Source organism: Streptomyces sp. NPDC102259, from assembly GCF_044766465.1.
GTDB lineage: Bacteria > Actinomycetota > Actinomycetes > Streptomycetales > Streptomycetaceae > Streptomyces.
This window is the reverse complement of record NZ_JBIWMA010000006.1, coordinates 343,370-357,786: the sequence shown is the minus strand read 5'-3', so window position 1 is coordinate 357,786 and position 14,417 is coordinate 343,370. Positions and strand designations below refer to the sequence as shown.

The following is a 14,417-nucleotide window of genomic DNA, read 5'->3' as shown; positions in this document are numbered from 1 at the left end:
CCCTTCGTGGTGCGCGGCCCTGTCGGCAGGGCCGCTCCTAACTCCAGGTGATCAGCTTCTTGGGCTGCTCCAGGATGGCCGCCACATCCGCCAGCACCTTGGATCCCAGCTCCCCGTCCACCAGCCGGTGGTCGAAGCTCAGCGCCAGTGTCGTCACCTGACGTGGCTTCACCTTGCCCTTGTGGACCCACGGCTGGAGCTTGATCGCACCGATCGCGAGGATCGCGGACTCGCCGGGGTTGAGGATCGGGGTGCCGGTGTCGACGCCGAAGACGCCGACGTTGGTGATGGTCACCGTGCCGCCCTGCATGGCGGCCGGGGACGTCCGGCCCTCCCGCGCCGTCGAGACCAGCTCGCCCAGGGACTCCGCCAGCTGCGGCAGCGTCTTGGCGTGGGCGTCCTTGATGTTCGGGACCAGCAGACCCCTGGGGGTCGCGGCCGCGATGCCCAGGTTGACGTAGTGCTTGACCACGATCTCCTGCGCCGCCTCGTCCCAGGACGCGTTGATCTCCGGGTTGCGCTTGACGGCGACCAGCAGGGCCCTGGCGATCAGCAGGAGCGGGTTCACCCGCAGGCCCTGCATGTCCTTGTCCTGCTTGAGCTCCTCGACCAGCTTCAGCGTGCGCGTCACGTCGATCGTCACGAACTCCGTGACGTGCGGCGCGGTGAACGCCGAACCGACCATCGCCGCCGCCGTCGCCTTGCGGACGCCCTTGACCGGGATCCGGGTCTCCCGAGCCGTGTCGTACGACGGCACGGGCACGGCCGCGGGGGTCGTGACCGGAGCCTGCGTCACCTGCGGCACCGGCTCGGCCACCGGAGCGGCCTGCGTGGCCGGGGCCGCCGGGGCTGCCGGGGCCGCCGCCGCGTGGACGTCCTCGCGGGTGATGATGCCGTCCGGGCCGGACGGGACCACCGTGGCGAGATCGACGCCGAGGTCCTTGGCCAGCTTGCGCACCGGCGGCTTGGCCAGCGGGCGTTCCTTCACGGCGGGCGCGCCGCCATGGCCGTTCAGCTCCACCTGGATCGTGTCCGGGACCCGGGAGACCGCGATCTCCGGACCCTTGCGCGGACGGCGCTTGGTGGAGGACGCGGCCACGCCGTACCCGACGAGGACCGGCTGACGGCCGGAACCCACCGGCTTCGCCGCCTCGGCCTGCGGTGCGGCCGCCTGCGGTGCTTCGGCCTGCGGTGCTTCGGCCTGCGGTGCTTCGGCCTGCGCGGGCGCCTGCGCCGGTACCTCGGCGATCGGGGCGGCGACCGGAGTGCCGCCCGTCCCTCCCGCCACGTCCACGGCAATGATCGACATGCCCACGTCGACCGTGGTGCCCTCGGGGAAGTGCAGCGCGCGGACCACCCCGTCGTAGGGGATGGGCAGTTCGACGGCGGCCTTGGCCGTCTCGACCTCGCACACCACCTGGCCGTCCGTCACCGTGTCGCCGGGCTGGACGTACCACTTGAGGATTTCGGCCTCGGTGAGCCCCTCGCCCACGTCGGGCATCTTGAACTCGCGTACGGACGCTTCCGTCATCGTCGTCACGACCCTCTCCTCAGTACGCCAGGGCACGGTCGACGGCGTCGAGCACCCGGTCCAGGCCCGGCAGGTACTCCTCCTCCAGGCGCGCCGGCGGGTACGGGGCGTGATAGCCGCCGACCCTGAGCACCGGGGCCTCCAGGTGGTAGAAGCAGCGTTCGGTGATCCGGGCCGCGATCTCCGCGCCGGAGCCGAAGAACACCGGCGCCTCATGGACGACGACCAGGCGACGGGTCTTCTCGACCGACGTCTGGATCGCGTCGAAGTCCAGGGGCGACACCGATCGCAGGTCCAGGACCTCCAGGTTCTTGCCCTCCTCGGCGGCCACGGCGGCGACCTCCTGGCAGAGCTTCACCATCGGGCCGTAGGCGACGAGGGTCAGGTCGGTGCCCTCGCGGACGACCCGGGCCTTGTGCAGCGGGCCGGGGATCGCCTCGGGGTTGACCTCGCCCTTGTCCCAGTAGCGCCGCTTCGGCTCGAAGAAGATCACCGGGTCGTCGCTCTGGATGGCCTGCTGCATCATCCAGTACGCGTCGGACGCGTTGGACGGGGAGACGATCTTCAGGCCCGACACGTGCGCGAAGAGGGCTTCCGGCGACTCCGAGTGGTGCTCGACCGCGCCGATGCCGCCGCCGTAGGGGATGCGGACGACGACCGGCAGCTTGACCTTGCCGAGCGAGCGCGCGTGCATCTTGGCGAGCTGCGTGACGATCTGGTCGTAGGCCGGGAACACGAAGCCGTCGAACTGGATCTCCACCACCGGCCGGTAGCCGCGCAGGGCTAGCCCGATCGCGGTGCCGACGATGCCGGACTCGGCGAGCGGGGTGTCGATGACCCGGTCCTCCCCGAAGTCCTTGTGCAGGCCGTCGGTCACCCGGAAGACGCCGCCGAGCTTGCCGACGTCCTCACCCATGATCAGGACCTTGGGGTCCTCCTCCAGGGCGCGGCGCAGCGACTCGTTGATCGCCTTGGCCAGGGCCAGGTTCTTGGACGTCACGGTCTCCGCCATCTCAGTTTCCCCCCGAACCCGCGGCGAAGCCGCTGTCAGATTCCGTCGCGAACGATGCCTGGTAGGCCGCGAACTGGGCCCGCTCCTCGTCGACGAGCGCGTGTCCGTCCGCGTACACGTTCTCGAAGATGGCGAAACGGTCCGGGTCCGGCATGGCGCGGACCGCTTCGCGCACTCGCCTTCCCAACGCCTCGCTCTCCGTCTCGAGTTCCGCGAAGAATCCCTCGTTCGTGTGGTTTGAGGCCTCCAGGTGGCGGCGCAGGCGCAGGATCGGGTCCTTCGCCTCCCAGGCCTCGCGCTCCTCGTCGGCCCGGTACTTCGTCGGGTCGTCGGAGGTGGTGTGGGCGCCCATGCGGTACGTGTACGCCTCGACGAGGGTGGGGCCCTCGCCGTCGCGGGCCCGGTCCAGCGCCCACCTGGTGACCGCGAGGCAGGCCAGGACGTCGTTGCCGTCGACGCGGACGCCGGGGAAGCCGTAGCCCTGTGCGCGCTGGTAGAGCGGCACCCGGGTCTGCTTCTCGGTGGGCTCGGAGATCGCCCACTGGTTGTTCTGGCAGAAGAACACGACCGGCGCGTTGTAGACGGCGGAGAAGGTGAAGGACTCCGCCACATCGCCCTGGCTGCTCGCGCCGTCGCCGAAGTAGGCGATCACCGCGCTGTCCGCGCCGTCCTTGGCGACGCCCATGGCGTAGCCGGTGGCGTGCAGCGTCTGGGAGCCGATGACGATCGTGTAGAGGTGGAAGTTGTTGCCGTTGGGGTCCCAGCCGCCGTTGTTCACTCCCCGGAACATGCCGAGCAGGTTGGTCGGGTCGACCCCGCGGCACCAGGCGACGCCGTGCTCGCGATAGGTCGGGAAGACGTAGTCGTCGTCGCGCAGGGCCCGGCCGGAGCCGATCTGGGCGGCCTCCTGGCCGAGCAGCGAGGCCCACAGACCCAGCTCGCCCTGGCGCTGGAGGGCGGTGGCCTCGGCGTCGAAGCGACGGGTGAGCACCATGTCGCGGTACAGGCCGCGGAGCTCTTCGGGGGTGACACCGGCGACGTACTTGGCGTACTCCGCGTTCTTCGCGTTCTTGACCCGCTTGCCCTCCGGCGTCAGCAGCTGCACGAGCTCGGGCTCGGCGGGCTTCCTGGCGGTGGTGCGGGTGGCGCGCTCGGCGCCGGTGGTGCCGGCCTTGCTTCCGGCGCTGCGTCGCGGCTTGCGCGCGGCAGTGCTCTCCACGGTCACGTGTGCTCCTCCGTCGGTCCGGCCCCCGGGGTTGCCGGGGACTGGGGATCCCCCCAGCCCCTGAAGGGCCTGAGGGAGCGGCTCACCTGTTCCGACGCCCGTGCACGGGGTGGGTGCCACTCGGTCGGAACAGGTGTGACAGGTGCCCCGGCGAGCGCCCTGCGGTCATCACGTTACCCAGTGCTTCACATTTCTGTGAAACCCCTCTTGACCTGCGTTTTTGCTTGGATTTCCAAGTAAATCGGCAAAGTCGGGAGAGAGCCTGGTCACAGCCTTGCAGGAGGCCGGAGCAACGGCACGTTATCCCGCGCACCCAGTCCACGGGAAGACTCCGTCTGTGGAGACCGGCCGTGTGCGCGAAGTAGGAAAAGTCGCTGTTCTTCCACTCGCCGACCATGAGGTCGCCTGCCTGATACCGACCTCGTGGTGACCGTGCAGGCCCTGGCGGCGACCTGAAGCGACCAGCTGTGACAGTTATTGATACTTAGTGACTTTCTGTGACAACGCCCAGCTCACAGCCTCGGATCGTGCCCTAGCATCGGGCGCGTGCCGCGCTCCTGTGTACCCCCCTTAGTACTCCACGCGCCCCCTCTGGGCGCCCTGCTCCGCCGGTACGCCGCCGGCACCGCGCTCACCTGTGAGCCCGTCGACGAGGGGCTGTTGAATCGCGGCTACCGGCTGCGCACCACCCGAGGCCGCTACTTCCTCAAGCACCACTTCGACCCGGACACCGCCGACCCCGCCTCCATCGCCCGCCAGCACCGGGCCACCGAGCGCCTGGCCGACCTCGGCGTCCCGGTCGCTCCCCCGCTGCCCGGCCACGACGGACGCACGGTCGCCGTCGTCGGCGGCCACGCCTACGCCCTCCACCCGTGGATCGACGGCCGCCACCGCCACGGCTCCCAGCTCACCCCCGGCCAGTGCGGCCGTCTGGGAGCACTGCTGGGGGTCGTGCACGCCAGCCTGGAACACGTGATGCGGGCGGCCCACGGCGAGCGCCCGCTCCCGGGGCGCGGAGAACACGGGCCGCGGGAGCGCGGGGAGAACGCCGAGAAAGCAGAGACCGCCGAGAACGCCCCACCGACGCGCGACCCGAAGCGCGACCCACGACGCCCCCCTGAGCGCCGTGCCACCCCGCCCGAGCGCCGCACCCGCGCCGCGGCCACCGCTCCCGCCGAGCACACCGCCGCCGAGCGCCCCGCGCCCGTCGAGAGCACCGCGCCCGCCCCGAGCCCCGACCCCGCCGACACGTTCGTCCTGATCGACGACCTCCTCGCGCGCGTGCGCCGCCACCGCCCGGCCGACTCCTTCGACGAGCTGGCCCGCCACCGCCTCCTGGAACGGCGCACGCTGCTGGAACGCCACGCGGACCGGCGTCCCCCGCACGGCGGCCCGGTCGGCTGGGTGCACGGGGACTTCCACCCCTTCAACCTGCTCTACCGCGGGGACGCCCCCGCCGCCATCGTCGACTGGGACCGGCTGGGCGTGCAGCCCCGCGCCGAGGAGGCCGTCCGCGCCGCCGCGATCTTCTTCGTCCGCCCCGACGGCACCCTCGACCTGCCGAAGGCGAGGCAGTACGCACGCGCGTACCGGCGCGCGGCCGGGGCCACGCCCTTGGAACTCGCGGCGGCCGTGCACCGGGTGTGGTGGGAGCGCCTCAACGACTTCTGGATGCTGCGCTGGCACTACGAGCGCGGCGACACCCGCGCGGACTCCCAGTTCCCGGCGGCCTCGGCCCTCGCCGTGTGGTGGACCCGGGAGTACGACGCGGTGTGCGGCGCGTTCGCGGACTGACCCGGGCCCCGGAACGCGACACGCGCGCGTGGAGCCCTGTCATGGGCCCACGCGCGCGTGACGTCGTGACGTGAGGGGTGCCTCGGTCAGTTTCCGATGCTGCCGAGGGTGCCGCCCTCGGTGGCCGGGTCGCTCGGCTCCACATCCGTCGGATCGTCCGAAGGCTGCGTGTCCGTCGGATCGTCCGACGGCTGGGTCTCCGTCTCCTCGTCCGTCGGCTCGCTGCTGGCCGATGCGGAGGGGGAGTACGACGGCGAGTACGAGGGCGAGTACGACGGCGTCCAGTCCGAATCGGAGTTCGAACCGGAGTTGTCGTCCGAGGTGTCGTCCGTGGACGTGTCGCTCGCCTCGTCGCTCGGCGTCTCGCTGGAGGTGTCGCCCGTCGCGGACTGCGAGGTGGACGGCGACGGCGAGGTGTCGCTGCCGCCGCTGCCCTTCCCCTGGCCGTTCAGCGCGAGCGCGACGCCCGCGGCGATGGCGATCACCGCGAAGACGGCGAGGATCCACAGCTTGCCGCGGCCGCTGCCCTTGTTGCCGTGCCCCTCGAAGCCGCCGTCGTCACCGCCGCCGTAGCCGGTGGGCAGGATCGGCTGCGGGATCTGCGAGGTGCTGGAGGCGTCGGCGCCGTGCGTCGGCGCGGCCGTGCTCGCGAAGCCGCCGGCGGGCGTGCCGCGGCCGTCGTGCGCGCCGACCGGGCCGGTGTTCCAGGTACCGGTGTGGCCGCCCTGGTCGTACAGCATCTGGAGCCCGTACTGGACCAGACCGCGCATCTCCTCCGCCGTCTGGAACCGGTCGTCGGGGTCCTTGGCCAGGGACCGCATGACGAGGCCGTCGAGTTCCGGCGGGCACTGCCCGTCCGAGGTCTGCGACGGCGGCACCGGGATGTCCTGCACGTGCTGGTAGACCACCGACAGCGGCGTCTCGCCGGTGAACGGCGGCCGCAGCGCGAGCAGTTCGTACAGCAGGCAGCCCGTCGCGTACAGGTCGGAGCGGTAGTCGACGGCCTTGCCGAGCGCCTGCTCCGGGGACAGGTACTGCGGGGTGCCCATGACCATGCCGGTCTGCGTCATCGTCGTGGACGCGCCGTGCAGGGCGCGCGCGATGCCGAAGTCCATCACCTTGACGGCGCCGTTGTGCGTGATGATCACGTTCGCCGGCTTGATGTCACGGTGCACGATGCCGTGCTGGTGCGAGTAGGCCAGCGCCTCCAGCACGCCCGAGGTGATGATCAGGGCCTGCTCCGGGCCCGGCGCCTCGGCGTTGAGGAGCAGGTCGCGGATCGTGCGCCCCTCGACGATCTCCATGACGATGTACGGCACGCTCTGGCCGCCCACGAAGTCCTCGCCGGAGTCGTACACGGCGACGATCGCATGGTGGTTGAGGCCGGCCACCGACTGGGCCTCGCGCGTGAAACGGGCCTTGGACACGGGGTCCTCGGCGAGATCGGCGCGCAGCAGCTTGACCGCGACGGTGCGTCCGAGGCGTACGTCCTCGGCCGCGAACACCTCGGCCATGCCACCTCGGCCGAGTCTGCCGGTCAGCCGGTACCGGCCGTCCCCAACCAACCCGCCGTTGCCCCAGTTCTCCGGCGCATCTGACATACCGCCGCCAGTCGCCTCGGGGTCGGACGGGCCCTGAGCGCGCTGCTGTGCCATCAGTCCTCGCCGTCGTTTCTGCCCGCGGAACGCGCGGTGTTGTTACGGTCTCCGTCGGCCACGCTACAGCCTCCGCGCAAGCCTCCGGCCCGGGACGATCCCCGGAACATCGCCCGGGGCGGGCCCGGACGCCGGTCCGAGACGGACCGGCCATGAAACCTGTACTCCGTACCGACGTGCAAATGCTGTGTACCGGCCGTACGGCGCCTGTAACGCTTCCGCGACGCTTCTTTCTCTTAGGGTCACGGAACGGGCACCGAGCTTGACGTGTCAGTGCCCTACGGCAGACTTGGCCGGGAATAGCACTTTCGATCAACGACAGTCAACGGCGCCTGAGGGCCTACGGGGGACGCAGAAGATGAGCCAGGACGGCGCGCAGGGCCGGTACGCGGGGCGGGCGCTCGCCGCCGGCCGGTATCAGCTGCGCGACTTGCTCGGCGAGGGCGGCATGGCCTCGGTGCACCTCGCCTACGACGCCGTGCTCGACCGTCAGGTCGCGGTGAAGACCCTGCACACCGAACTCGGCCGCGAGCAGGCCTTCCGCGAGCGCTTCCGCCGCGAGGCCCAGGCCGTGGCCAAGCTCACGCACACCAACATCGTCTCCGTCTTCGACACCGGCGAGGACGACGTAGAGGGGCTGACGACTCCGTACATCGTCATGGAGTACATCGAGGGCCGCCCGCTCGGCTCCGTGCTCGACGAGGACGTACGGCAGCAGGGCGCGATGCCCGCCGACAAGGCGCTGAAGATCACCGCGGACGTGCTGGCGGCCCTGGAGATCAGCCACGAGATGGGGCTCGTCCACCGCGACATCAAGCCCGGCAACGTGATGATGACCAAGCGCGGCGTGGTCAAGGTGATGGACTTCGGCATCGCGCGCGCGATGCAGTCCGGGGTCACCTCGATGACGCAGACCGGCATGGTCGTCGGCACCCCGCAGTACCTCTCGCCCGAACAGGCGCTGGGGCGTGCGGTGGACGCCCGGTCCGACCTGTACTCGGTCGGCATCATGCTGTTCCAACTGGTCACCGGGCGGCTGCCGTTCGAGGCCGATTCGCCGCTTGCGATCGCGTACGCGCACGTGCAGGAGGAGCCGGTGGCTCCCTCCTCGATCAACCGGGCGCTGCCGCCGGCCGTCGACGCGCTGATCGCCCGCGCGCTGAAGAAGAACCCGAACGAGCGCTTTCCGACCGCTGTCGCCATGCGCGACGAGTGCCTGCGGGTCGCCGCCTCCTTCCAGCCGGCCCCGCCGAGCATCGTCCCGGGCGCGCAGACGTCGAGCGGCGCGGGCGTCGGTTCCGCGGTGTTCCCGCCGATCGGTCAGGGCACCCCGCCGCCCCAGGGCGGCGTCCAGACGCCCTACCAGCCCGCGCCGACCCCGAACCCGTACGGCACGCCGACGCCGGCCTCCTACGGCTACCCGCAGCAGGGCTACCAGACGCCGGCTCCGGCCTACGGCCACCAGCAGGCCCCGCACACCCCGCCCGCGTACAACCTCAGCCCGCAGCCGTCCACCACGGTGTCCTCGGGCGGCGGCGGCCGCAGGAGCAGCAAGGCGGTGCTCATCGGCTCGGCCGTCGTCGCCGTGGTGGCGGTCGGCGGCCTCATCGCCAGCCTCGCGGTGAGCGGAGGTGACGACGACGCCAAGGGCGGCGGCAGCAGCAGTTCCTCGCCGTCGGCGACGAAGGCGGCGGACTACCGGGGGCCGGACACCTCCAAGGTGATCGAGTCGACGGAGTGCTCCGAGCCGCAGGAGTCGTACAACGACCCCGACAAGATCCAGGTGCCGAACCTCAAGTTCAAGTACATCGGCTCGGTCAAGGAGTGCTTCCAGGCCGCCGGCTGGCAGTACAAGATCGTGAAGGTCGACGAGAACACCTACGGCGACGGGGCGGTCATGGACCAGTTCCCCGCCGCCGGGACGGACGTCGACCCGAAGGACATGCCGGAGATCCAGATCAAGGTCTCCACGGGCAACCCGGCGTCGTGACCGCCTGACGTCATGGCCTGACGTGATGGCGTGACGTGATGGGAGAAGGGCCCGGCGCCGAACGCCTGGCCCTTCTCGTGTGTACGGCTACGGATACCCGACCAGCGTCTTTAGAGGTACGGCCCGCCCGAACGGCCGCCCGCGCGCGGGTCGTCGACGCCCTCGTGACTCACTCCCGGCGGCAGCGCGCGGCGCATCTGCTCCAACTGGGCGCGCGCGGCCATCTGCTGGGCGAAGAGGGTGGTCTGGATGCCGTGGAAGAGGCCCTCCAGCCAGCCGACCAACTGGGCCTGCGCGATGCGCAGTTCCGCGTCGCTCGGGGTCGATTCCTCGTTGAACGGCAGGGAGAGCCGCTCCAGCTCCTCGACCAGCTCCGGCGCCAGGCCGTCCTCCAACTCCTTCACCGAGCTCGAGTGGATCTCCTTCAGCCGGACCCGGCTCGCCTCGTCCAGGGGAGCCGCGCGCACCTCCTCGAGCAGCTGCTTGATCATGCTGCCGATCCGCATGACCTTCGCCGGCTGCTCGACCTGCTCGGTCACCGGGATCTCACGGGAGTCGTCGTCAGCGTCGATGTCACCGAGCGCCATGCCGTCCTGACCTACGACCAGGATCTTCTGGGCGTTCTCCGGCGACCTTTCGTTCCTCGGCATCTCCATGCCGTCATTCTCTCGCACGTCCCCACCTCATCACCGTGGCACCCCCCGGGAAAGGTGATCCACTGTTTCCGTTCGGCGGAGTCCGGAATGCGGCGATAGATCCCTGATGTGAGGCTTATTGCGTCTTTTCTTGGCGACTGGGCACCGGGAGGGGGTCACGGACGTGACTCCATGGCAGCAGGCGTTGTGCGTTATGCGGGTCGGCGTGGGCGTCGGAGCGGGCGTGCTGGGCGTGCTCGTGCTGCCCTACGGGGGCGCCTCGTCGTACGCGGCCGCCGCGTCGTACGTCTCCGCGTCGGCGTCCGCCACCCCCGCCCCCTCCTCCCCCGAGCCGGACCGGGCCGGCAGCCGGGCGGGCGAGGGACGCCAGCGACCCGGGCGGGTGGGCGACCACGCGGAGGAGGAGGCCGACGAGGAAGTGGACGAGGAGGCCCAGGACACGGAGGGCGAGGACAGCGCGGGCGACGGGAGCGGCGACGGCCTCTCCGACGACACCGACGCGTCCGAGTCGCCGGAGGCCGCCGCTCCCGTGCCCTCGGGTGCGCCGCGGGACGCCGTGCGGCGGGCCGTGGCGCAGCCGGAGCGGTCCGACGGCCCGGTCCTTCAGATCCTGCCGCTCGGCAGCGGCCTCGTTCTCATCGGCCTCGGCATCGCCCTCGCCCTGGCCGCCCTGCGACTGCGCCACACCTGAGGCGGCCGCCCCCTAGGCCGACCTGCCCTCGGGCGTGACCAGCAGCACCTTGCCGACGTGGCTGCTGGCCTCGACGATCCGGTGGGCCTCGGCCGCGTCGCTCATCGGGACCTCGCGGTCGACGACGGGGCGGACGTGGCCGGCGGCGAGCAGCGGCCAGACGTGTTCGCGCACGGCCGCCACGATGGCCGTCTTCTCCTCCAGGGGACGGGCCCGCAGCGAGGTCGCGCTGATCGCGGCACGCTTGCCGAGGAGGGCGCCGATGTTCAGCTCGGCCTTGCTGCCCCCCTGCATACCGATGATCGCGAGGCGGCCGTTGACGGCGAGCGCCTGGACGTTGCGGTCCAGGTACTTCGCGCCCATGTTGTCGAGGATGACGTCGGCGCCCGCGCCGTCCGTGGCCTGCTTCAGCTCGGCGACGAAGTCCTGCTCGCGGTAGTTGATCAGGATGTCCGCGCCCAGCTCGGCGCACTGGTCCAGCTTCTCCTTGGTGCCCGCGGTGACGGCGACCCTGGCGCCGACGGCCTTGGCCAGCTGGATCGCCATGGTCCCGATGCCGCTGGAGCCGCCGTGCACGAGCAGCGTCTCGCCGGGACGGAGGTGGGCGATCATGAAGACGTTCGACCAGACGGTGCAGGTCACCTCGGGGAGCGCGGCGGCCCGCCGGAGATCGACGCCGTCCGGCACCGGCAGCAGCTGTTTGGCCGGCACGGCGACCTTCTCGGCGTATCCGCCGCCCGCGAGTAGCGCGCACACCTCGTCGCCGACGGACCAGCCGGAGACGCCGGGGCCGACCTCGACGATCCGGCCGGAGCACTCCAGGCCGGGGTAGCGGGAGGCGCCTGGCGGCGGATCGTAGAAGCCCTGCCGCTGAAGGATGTCGGCCCGGTTGACGGCGCCGGCCACCACCTCGACCAGGACCTCGCCCGTGCCGGGTACGGGATCGGGGACCTCGTCCCACACCAGCGCCTCGGGACCACCAGGTTCGGGAATCGTGATCGCATGCATGCAAGGGACGCTACTCCCTCCCCCTGCTCCTCCCCCTCCTCGCTCCCGATCATGATCCGCGGCGGGACGGCGACCCCGGGAAGAATCGGCATGCGATCACCGATGAGTTCGAGCGACGGCAAAGGTCCCCCCATACGTAGCCCGAGTACGCGGAAGGAACCCCCATGAGCCAGCACACCGCCGGCCTGGCGATCGAAACCGCAGGCCTGGTGAAGACGTTCGGCGGGACCAGGGCCGTGGACGGCGTCGACCTCGCCGTCCCCACCGGCACGGTCTACGGCGTCCTCGGCCCGAACGGCGCCGGCAAGACGACCACCGTGAAGATGCTCGCCACGCTGCTGCGGCCGGACGGCGGCCAGGCCCGGGTCTTCGGCCACGACGTCGTCCGGGAGGCCGACGAGGTGCGCGGCCGGGTGAGCCTCACCGGCCAGTACGCGTCCGTGGACGAGGACCTCACCGGCACCGAGAACCTGGTGCTGCTCGGCCGGCTCCTCGGGCACGCCAAGAAGGCCGCCCGGGAGCGTTCCGCGCAGCTCCTCGCCGCGTTCGGGCTCACCGACGCGGCCGGGAAGCAGGTCAAGCACTACTCGGGCGGCATGCGGCGCCGGATCGACATCGCCGCGTCCATCCTCAGCACGCCCGACCTGCTCTTCCTCGACGAGCCGACGACCGGGCTCGATCCGCGCAGCCGCAACCAGGTGTGGGAGATCGTGCGGGCGGTGGTCGCACAGGGCACCACCGTGCTGCTGACCACGCAGTATCTGGACGAGGCCGACCAGCTGGCGTCCCGGATCGCCGTCATCGACCGGGGCCGGGTGATCGCCGAGGGCACGAAGGGCGAGCTGAAGGCGTCCGTCGGCGCCGGCTCCGTCCATCTGCGACTGCGCGACGCCGAGCAGCGCCCCGCGGCCGAGCAGGTGCTGCGGTTGGCCCTGGACGCGGACGTCCAGCGGGAGCCGGACCCGGTGGCGCTGACCGCCCGGCTCGACGCGGCGGCGGGTGACACGGCCGCCGCCCAGGCCGCCCGGGCCCTCGGGGAACTGGCCCGGGCCGGGGTCGTCGTCGACGACTTCTCCCTGGGGCAGCCCAGCCTGGACGAGGTGTTCCTCGCCCTCACCGGCCACGACACGCAGAGCGACGCCGGCCCCGGGGCGCCGGACGGTGCCGGTACACCGGCCCGCGGCCGGAAAGGCGAGGTGACGGTATGAGCACCGTGACCGGCACGGACGTCCAGGATCTCGCCCCCGTCAGCGCCGAGTCGCTGGCCGCGCTGCTCGTCGCGCAGGAGCGGCCGCCCCGCCCGAGCGCCCTCTCGGCCTCCCTCACCTTCGGCTGGCGGGCGATCCTCAAGATCAAGCACGTGCCGGAGCAGCTCTTCGACGTCACCGCGTTCCCGATCATGATGGTGCTGATGTACACGTACCTGTTCGGGGGCGCCCTGGCCGGCTCCCCGGAGGAGTACATCCGGTTCCTGCTGCCGGGCATCCTGGTGATGTCGGTCGTGATGATCACGATGTACACGGGCGTCTCGGTGAACACCGACATCGAGAAGGGCGTCTTCGACCGCTTCCGGTCGTTGCCGATCTGGCGGCCCTCGACGATGGTCGGCTATCTGCTGGGCGACGCGCTGCGCTACACGATCGCGTCCGTCGTGATGCTCACCGTCGGCATGGTCCTCGGTTACCGGCCGGACGGCGGGCTCGCGGGGGTGGTCGCCGGAATCGCCCTGCTGGTCGTCTTCTCGTTCGCGTTCTCGTGGATCTGGACGATGTTCGGGCTGCTGCTGCGCACCGAGAAGTCGGTGATGGGCGTCAGCATGATGGTGATCTTCCCGCTCACCTTCCTGTCCAACGTGTTCGTCGATCCCCGCACCATGCCGGGCTGGCTCCAGGCCTTCGTCAACAACAGCCCGGTCACCCATCTGGCCTCGGCGGTGCGGGGACTGATGGCGGGTGACTGGCCCGGTGCCGAGATCGCCTGGTCACTGGGGTGGGCGGGGCTTTTCGTGCTGGTCTTCGGGCCGGTGACGATGCGGCTCTACAACCGCAAGTAGCACCGGCGGGCCCCGCCCGAGGGCATGCGCCTCAGGCCGACGGGAGTGGCGGGACCCCGGGCATGCCGGGGGTCCCGAGGGGGGCCCGGGCACGGTCCGGGCCCACCCGCACGATCGTGACCACCCGGTCCGTAGGTTCCAGCACGCCGATCGCCGGGTCGTCGTAGGCGAGGACGCGGTGCCCGCGGACGACGCTCACCACCAGGTCGTCCGTCTCACGCGGTCCACGGCCCGCCTCGGCCTTGGTGACGGGCCGTTCGACGAGGTCAAGCCCGTCGCCCTGCTGGATGAGGTCCTCCATGACCCGGCCCGCCGCCGGACTGAGCACGGACAGGCCGAGGAGCCGGCCGGCCGCACCCGCGCTGGTGATGACCTCGTCGGCGCCCGACTGCCTGAGCAGCGGGGCGTTCTCCTCCTCGCGGACCGCCGCCACGATCTTCGCCCCGGGATTGAGCTGGCGGGCCGTCAGCGCCACGAGCACGGCGGTGTCGTCCCGTTGGGTCGCGATGACGATCCGCGCCGCCCGCTGCACCTCGGCCCGCCGCAGCACGTCACTGCGGGTGGCGTCCCCGACCACGCCCTCGTAGCCCTCGGCCGTCGCCGCGTCGATCACCTTGGCACTGGGGTCGATCACCACGACCTGCTCCTTGCGCAGGCCCGCCGCGCAGGCCGTCCGGATCGCGGACCGTCCCTTCGTGCCGAAGCCGACGACGACAGTGTGGTCGCGCAAGGGGACCTCCGGGATCATGAATATCTGTGGACTCATGGACACGTGTTGCTTCATGACGGGTACGAGCCCGCC

At 71.2% G+C, this 14,417-nt stretch carries 11 protein-coding genes and 1 pseudogene; 5 read left to right on the top strand and 7 right to left on the bottom strand.

All coding sequences use genetic code 11. The features are described 5' to 3' along the window. Positions 1-37: 37 nt before the first annotated feature. From ACIRPU_RS18045 to pdhA, 3 genes are read right to left on the bottom strand one after another with little or no spacing between them, the layout of a single operon-like run. Positions 38-1,540 carry a dihydrolipoamide acetyltransferase family protein gene (locus ACIRPU_RS18045; RefSeq protein WP_403867910.1) on the bottom strand — a complete coding sequence of 501 codons (1,503 nt, stop codon included), beginning with the start codon at positions 1,538-1,540 and terminating at the stop codon, positions 38-40. Positions 1,541-1,550: 10 nt separating this feature from the next. Next, on the bottom strand, positions 1,551-2,543 hold the full coding sequence (locus tag ACIRPU_RS18040) for an alpha-ketoacid dehydrogenase subunit beta (RefSeq protein ID WP_403867907.1): 993 nt from the start codon (positions 2,541-2,543) through the stop codon (positions 1,551-1,553). Position 2,544: 1 nt separating this feature from the next. Continuing rightward, positions 2,545-3,768 (bottom strand): pyruvate dehydrogenase (acetyl-transferring) E1 component subunit alpha, encoded by a 1,224-nt coding sequence (pdhA, locus tag ACIRPU_RS18035; protein ID WP_403867904.1) that lies wholly within the window; start codon positions 3,766-3,768, stop codon positions 2,545-2,547. A gap of 546 nt (positions 3,769-4,314) precedes the next feature. Between pdhA and ACIRPU_RS18030 the strand changes: the two genes are divergently transcribed. Continuing rightward, entirely contained in the window at positions 4,315-5,562 is a 1,248-nt protein-coding gene (locus tag ACIRPU_RS18030) for a phosphotransferase (protein ID WP_403867901.1), read from the top strand. Positions 5,563-5,648: 86 nt separating this feature from the next. On the opposite strand, the gene ACIRPU_RS18025 is transcribed toward ACIRPU_RS18030, so the two are convergent. Further along, positions 5,649-7,163 carry a protein kinase gene (locus tag ACIRPU_RS18025; RefSeq protein WP_403867898.1) on the bottom strand — a complete coding sequence of 505 codons (1,515 nt, stop codon included), beginning with the start codon at positions 7,161-7,163 and terminating at the stop codon, positions 5,649-5,651. 412 nt (positions 7,164-7,575) lie between these two features. On the opposite strand from ACIRPU_RS18025, the gene ACIRPU_RS18020 reads away from it, so the two are divergent. Next, positions 7,576-9,207, top strand: a complete 1,632-nt coding sequence (locus tag ACIRPU_RS18020; protein WP_384118157.1) for a protein kinase domain-containing protein — start codon at positions 7,576-7,578, stop codon at positions 9,205-9,207. 110 nt (positions 9,208-9,317) lie between these two features. On the opposite strand, the gene ACIRPU_RS18015 is transcribed toward ACIRPU_RS18020, so the two are convergent. Next, entirely contained in the window at positions 9,318-9,863 is a 546-nt protein-coding gene (locus tag ACIRPU_RS18015) for a bacterial proteasome activator family protein (protein ID WP_355707953.1), read from the bottom strand. A 163-nt stretch (positions 9,864-10,026) separates the two neighbouring features. Between ACIRPU_RS18015 and ACIRPU_RS18010 the strand changes: the two genes are divergently transcribed. Beyond that, complete coding sequence (locus ACIRPU_RS18010; protein WP_403867895.1) at positions 10,027-10,554, top strand: hypothetical protein; 528 nt, start codon at positions 10,027-10,029, stop codon at positions 10,552-10,554. 12 nt (positions 10,555-10,566) lie between these two features. Here the strand turns inward: ACIRPU_RS18010 and ACIRPU_RS18005 are convergent, their stop codons facing one another. After that, a complete protein-coding gene (locus ACIRPU_RS18005; protein WP_403867892.1) occupies positions 10,567-11,562 on the bottom strand; it encodes an NAD(P)H-quinone oxidoreductase in 996 nt (331 codons plus the stop codon). Positions 11,563-11,726: 164 nt separating this feature from the next. Between ACIRPU_RS18005 and ACIRPU_RS18000 the strand changes: the two genes are divergently transcribed. Both ACIRPU_RS18000 and ACIRPU_RS17995 read left to right on the top strand, forming a co-directional pair. After that, positions 11,727-12,770, top strand: coding sequence for an ATP-binding cassette domain-containing protein (locus tag ACIRPU_RS18000; protein WP_403867888.1), 1,044 nt, complete (start codon positions 11,727-11,729; stop codon positions 12,768-12,770). After that, positions 12,767-13,615: an ABC transporter permease gene (locus tag ACIRPU_RS17995; RefSeq protein ID WP_403867885.1), complete on the top strand. Its 849-nt coding sequence runs from the start codon at positions 12,767-12,769 to the stop codon at positions 13,613-13,615. The genes ACIRPU_RS18000 and ACIRPU_RS17995 overlap by 4 nt, the downstream gene beginning before the upstream one ends. A 31-nt stretch (positions 13,616-13,646) precedes the next feature. Here the strand turns inward: ACIRPU_RS17995 and ACIRPU_RS17990 are convergent. After that, positions 13,647-14,345, bottom strand: a pseudogene (locus tag ACIRPU_RS17990) (potassium channel family protein); the annotation flags it as partial. Positions 14,346-14,417: the final 72 nt, after the last annotated feature.

Excerpts from the sequence above, each read along its gene's own strand:
- ACIRPU_RS18040 (WP_403867907.1), bottom strand. The coding sequence starts at position 2,543 with ATGGCGGAGACCGTGACGTCCAAGAACCTGGCCCTGGCCAAGGCGATC.
- ACIRPU_RS18025 (WP_403867898.1), bottom strand. The coding sequence starts at position 7,163 with ATGTCAGATGCGCCGGAGAACTGGGGCAACGGCGGGTTGGTTGGGGAC.
- ACIRPU_RS18020 (WP_384118157.1), top strand. The coding sequence starts at position 7,576 with ATGAGCCAGGACGGCGCGCAGGGCCGGTACGCGGGGCGGGCGCTCGCC.
- ACIRPU_RS18015 (WP_355707953.1), bottom strand. The coding sequence starts at position 9,863 with ATGGAGATGCCGAGGAACGAAAGGTCGCCGGAGAACGCCCAGAAGATC.
- ACIRPU_RS18005 (WP_403867892.1), bottom strand. The coding sequence starts at position 11,562 with ATGCATGCGATCACGATTCCCGAACCTGGTGGTCCCGAGGCGCTGGTG.
- ACIRPU_RS18000 (WP_403867888.1), top strand. The coding sequence starts at position 11,727 with ATGAGCCAGCACACCGCCGGCCTGGCGATCGAAACCGCAGGCCTGGTG.
- ACIRPU_RS17995 (WP_403867885.1), top strand. The coding sequence starts at position 12,767 with ATGAGCACCGTGACCGGCACGGACGTCCAGGATCTCGCCCCCGTCAGC.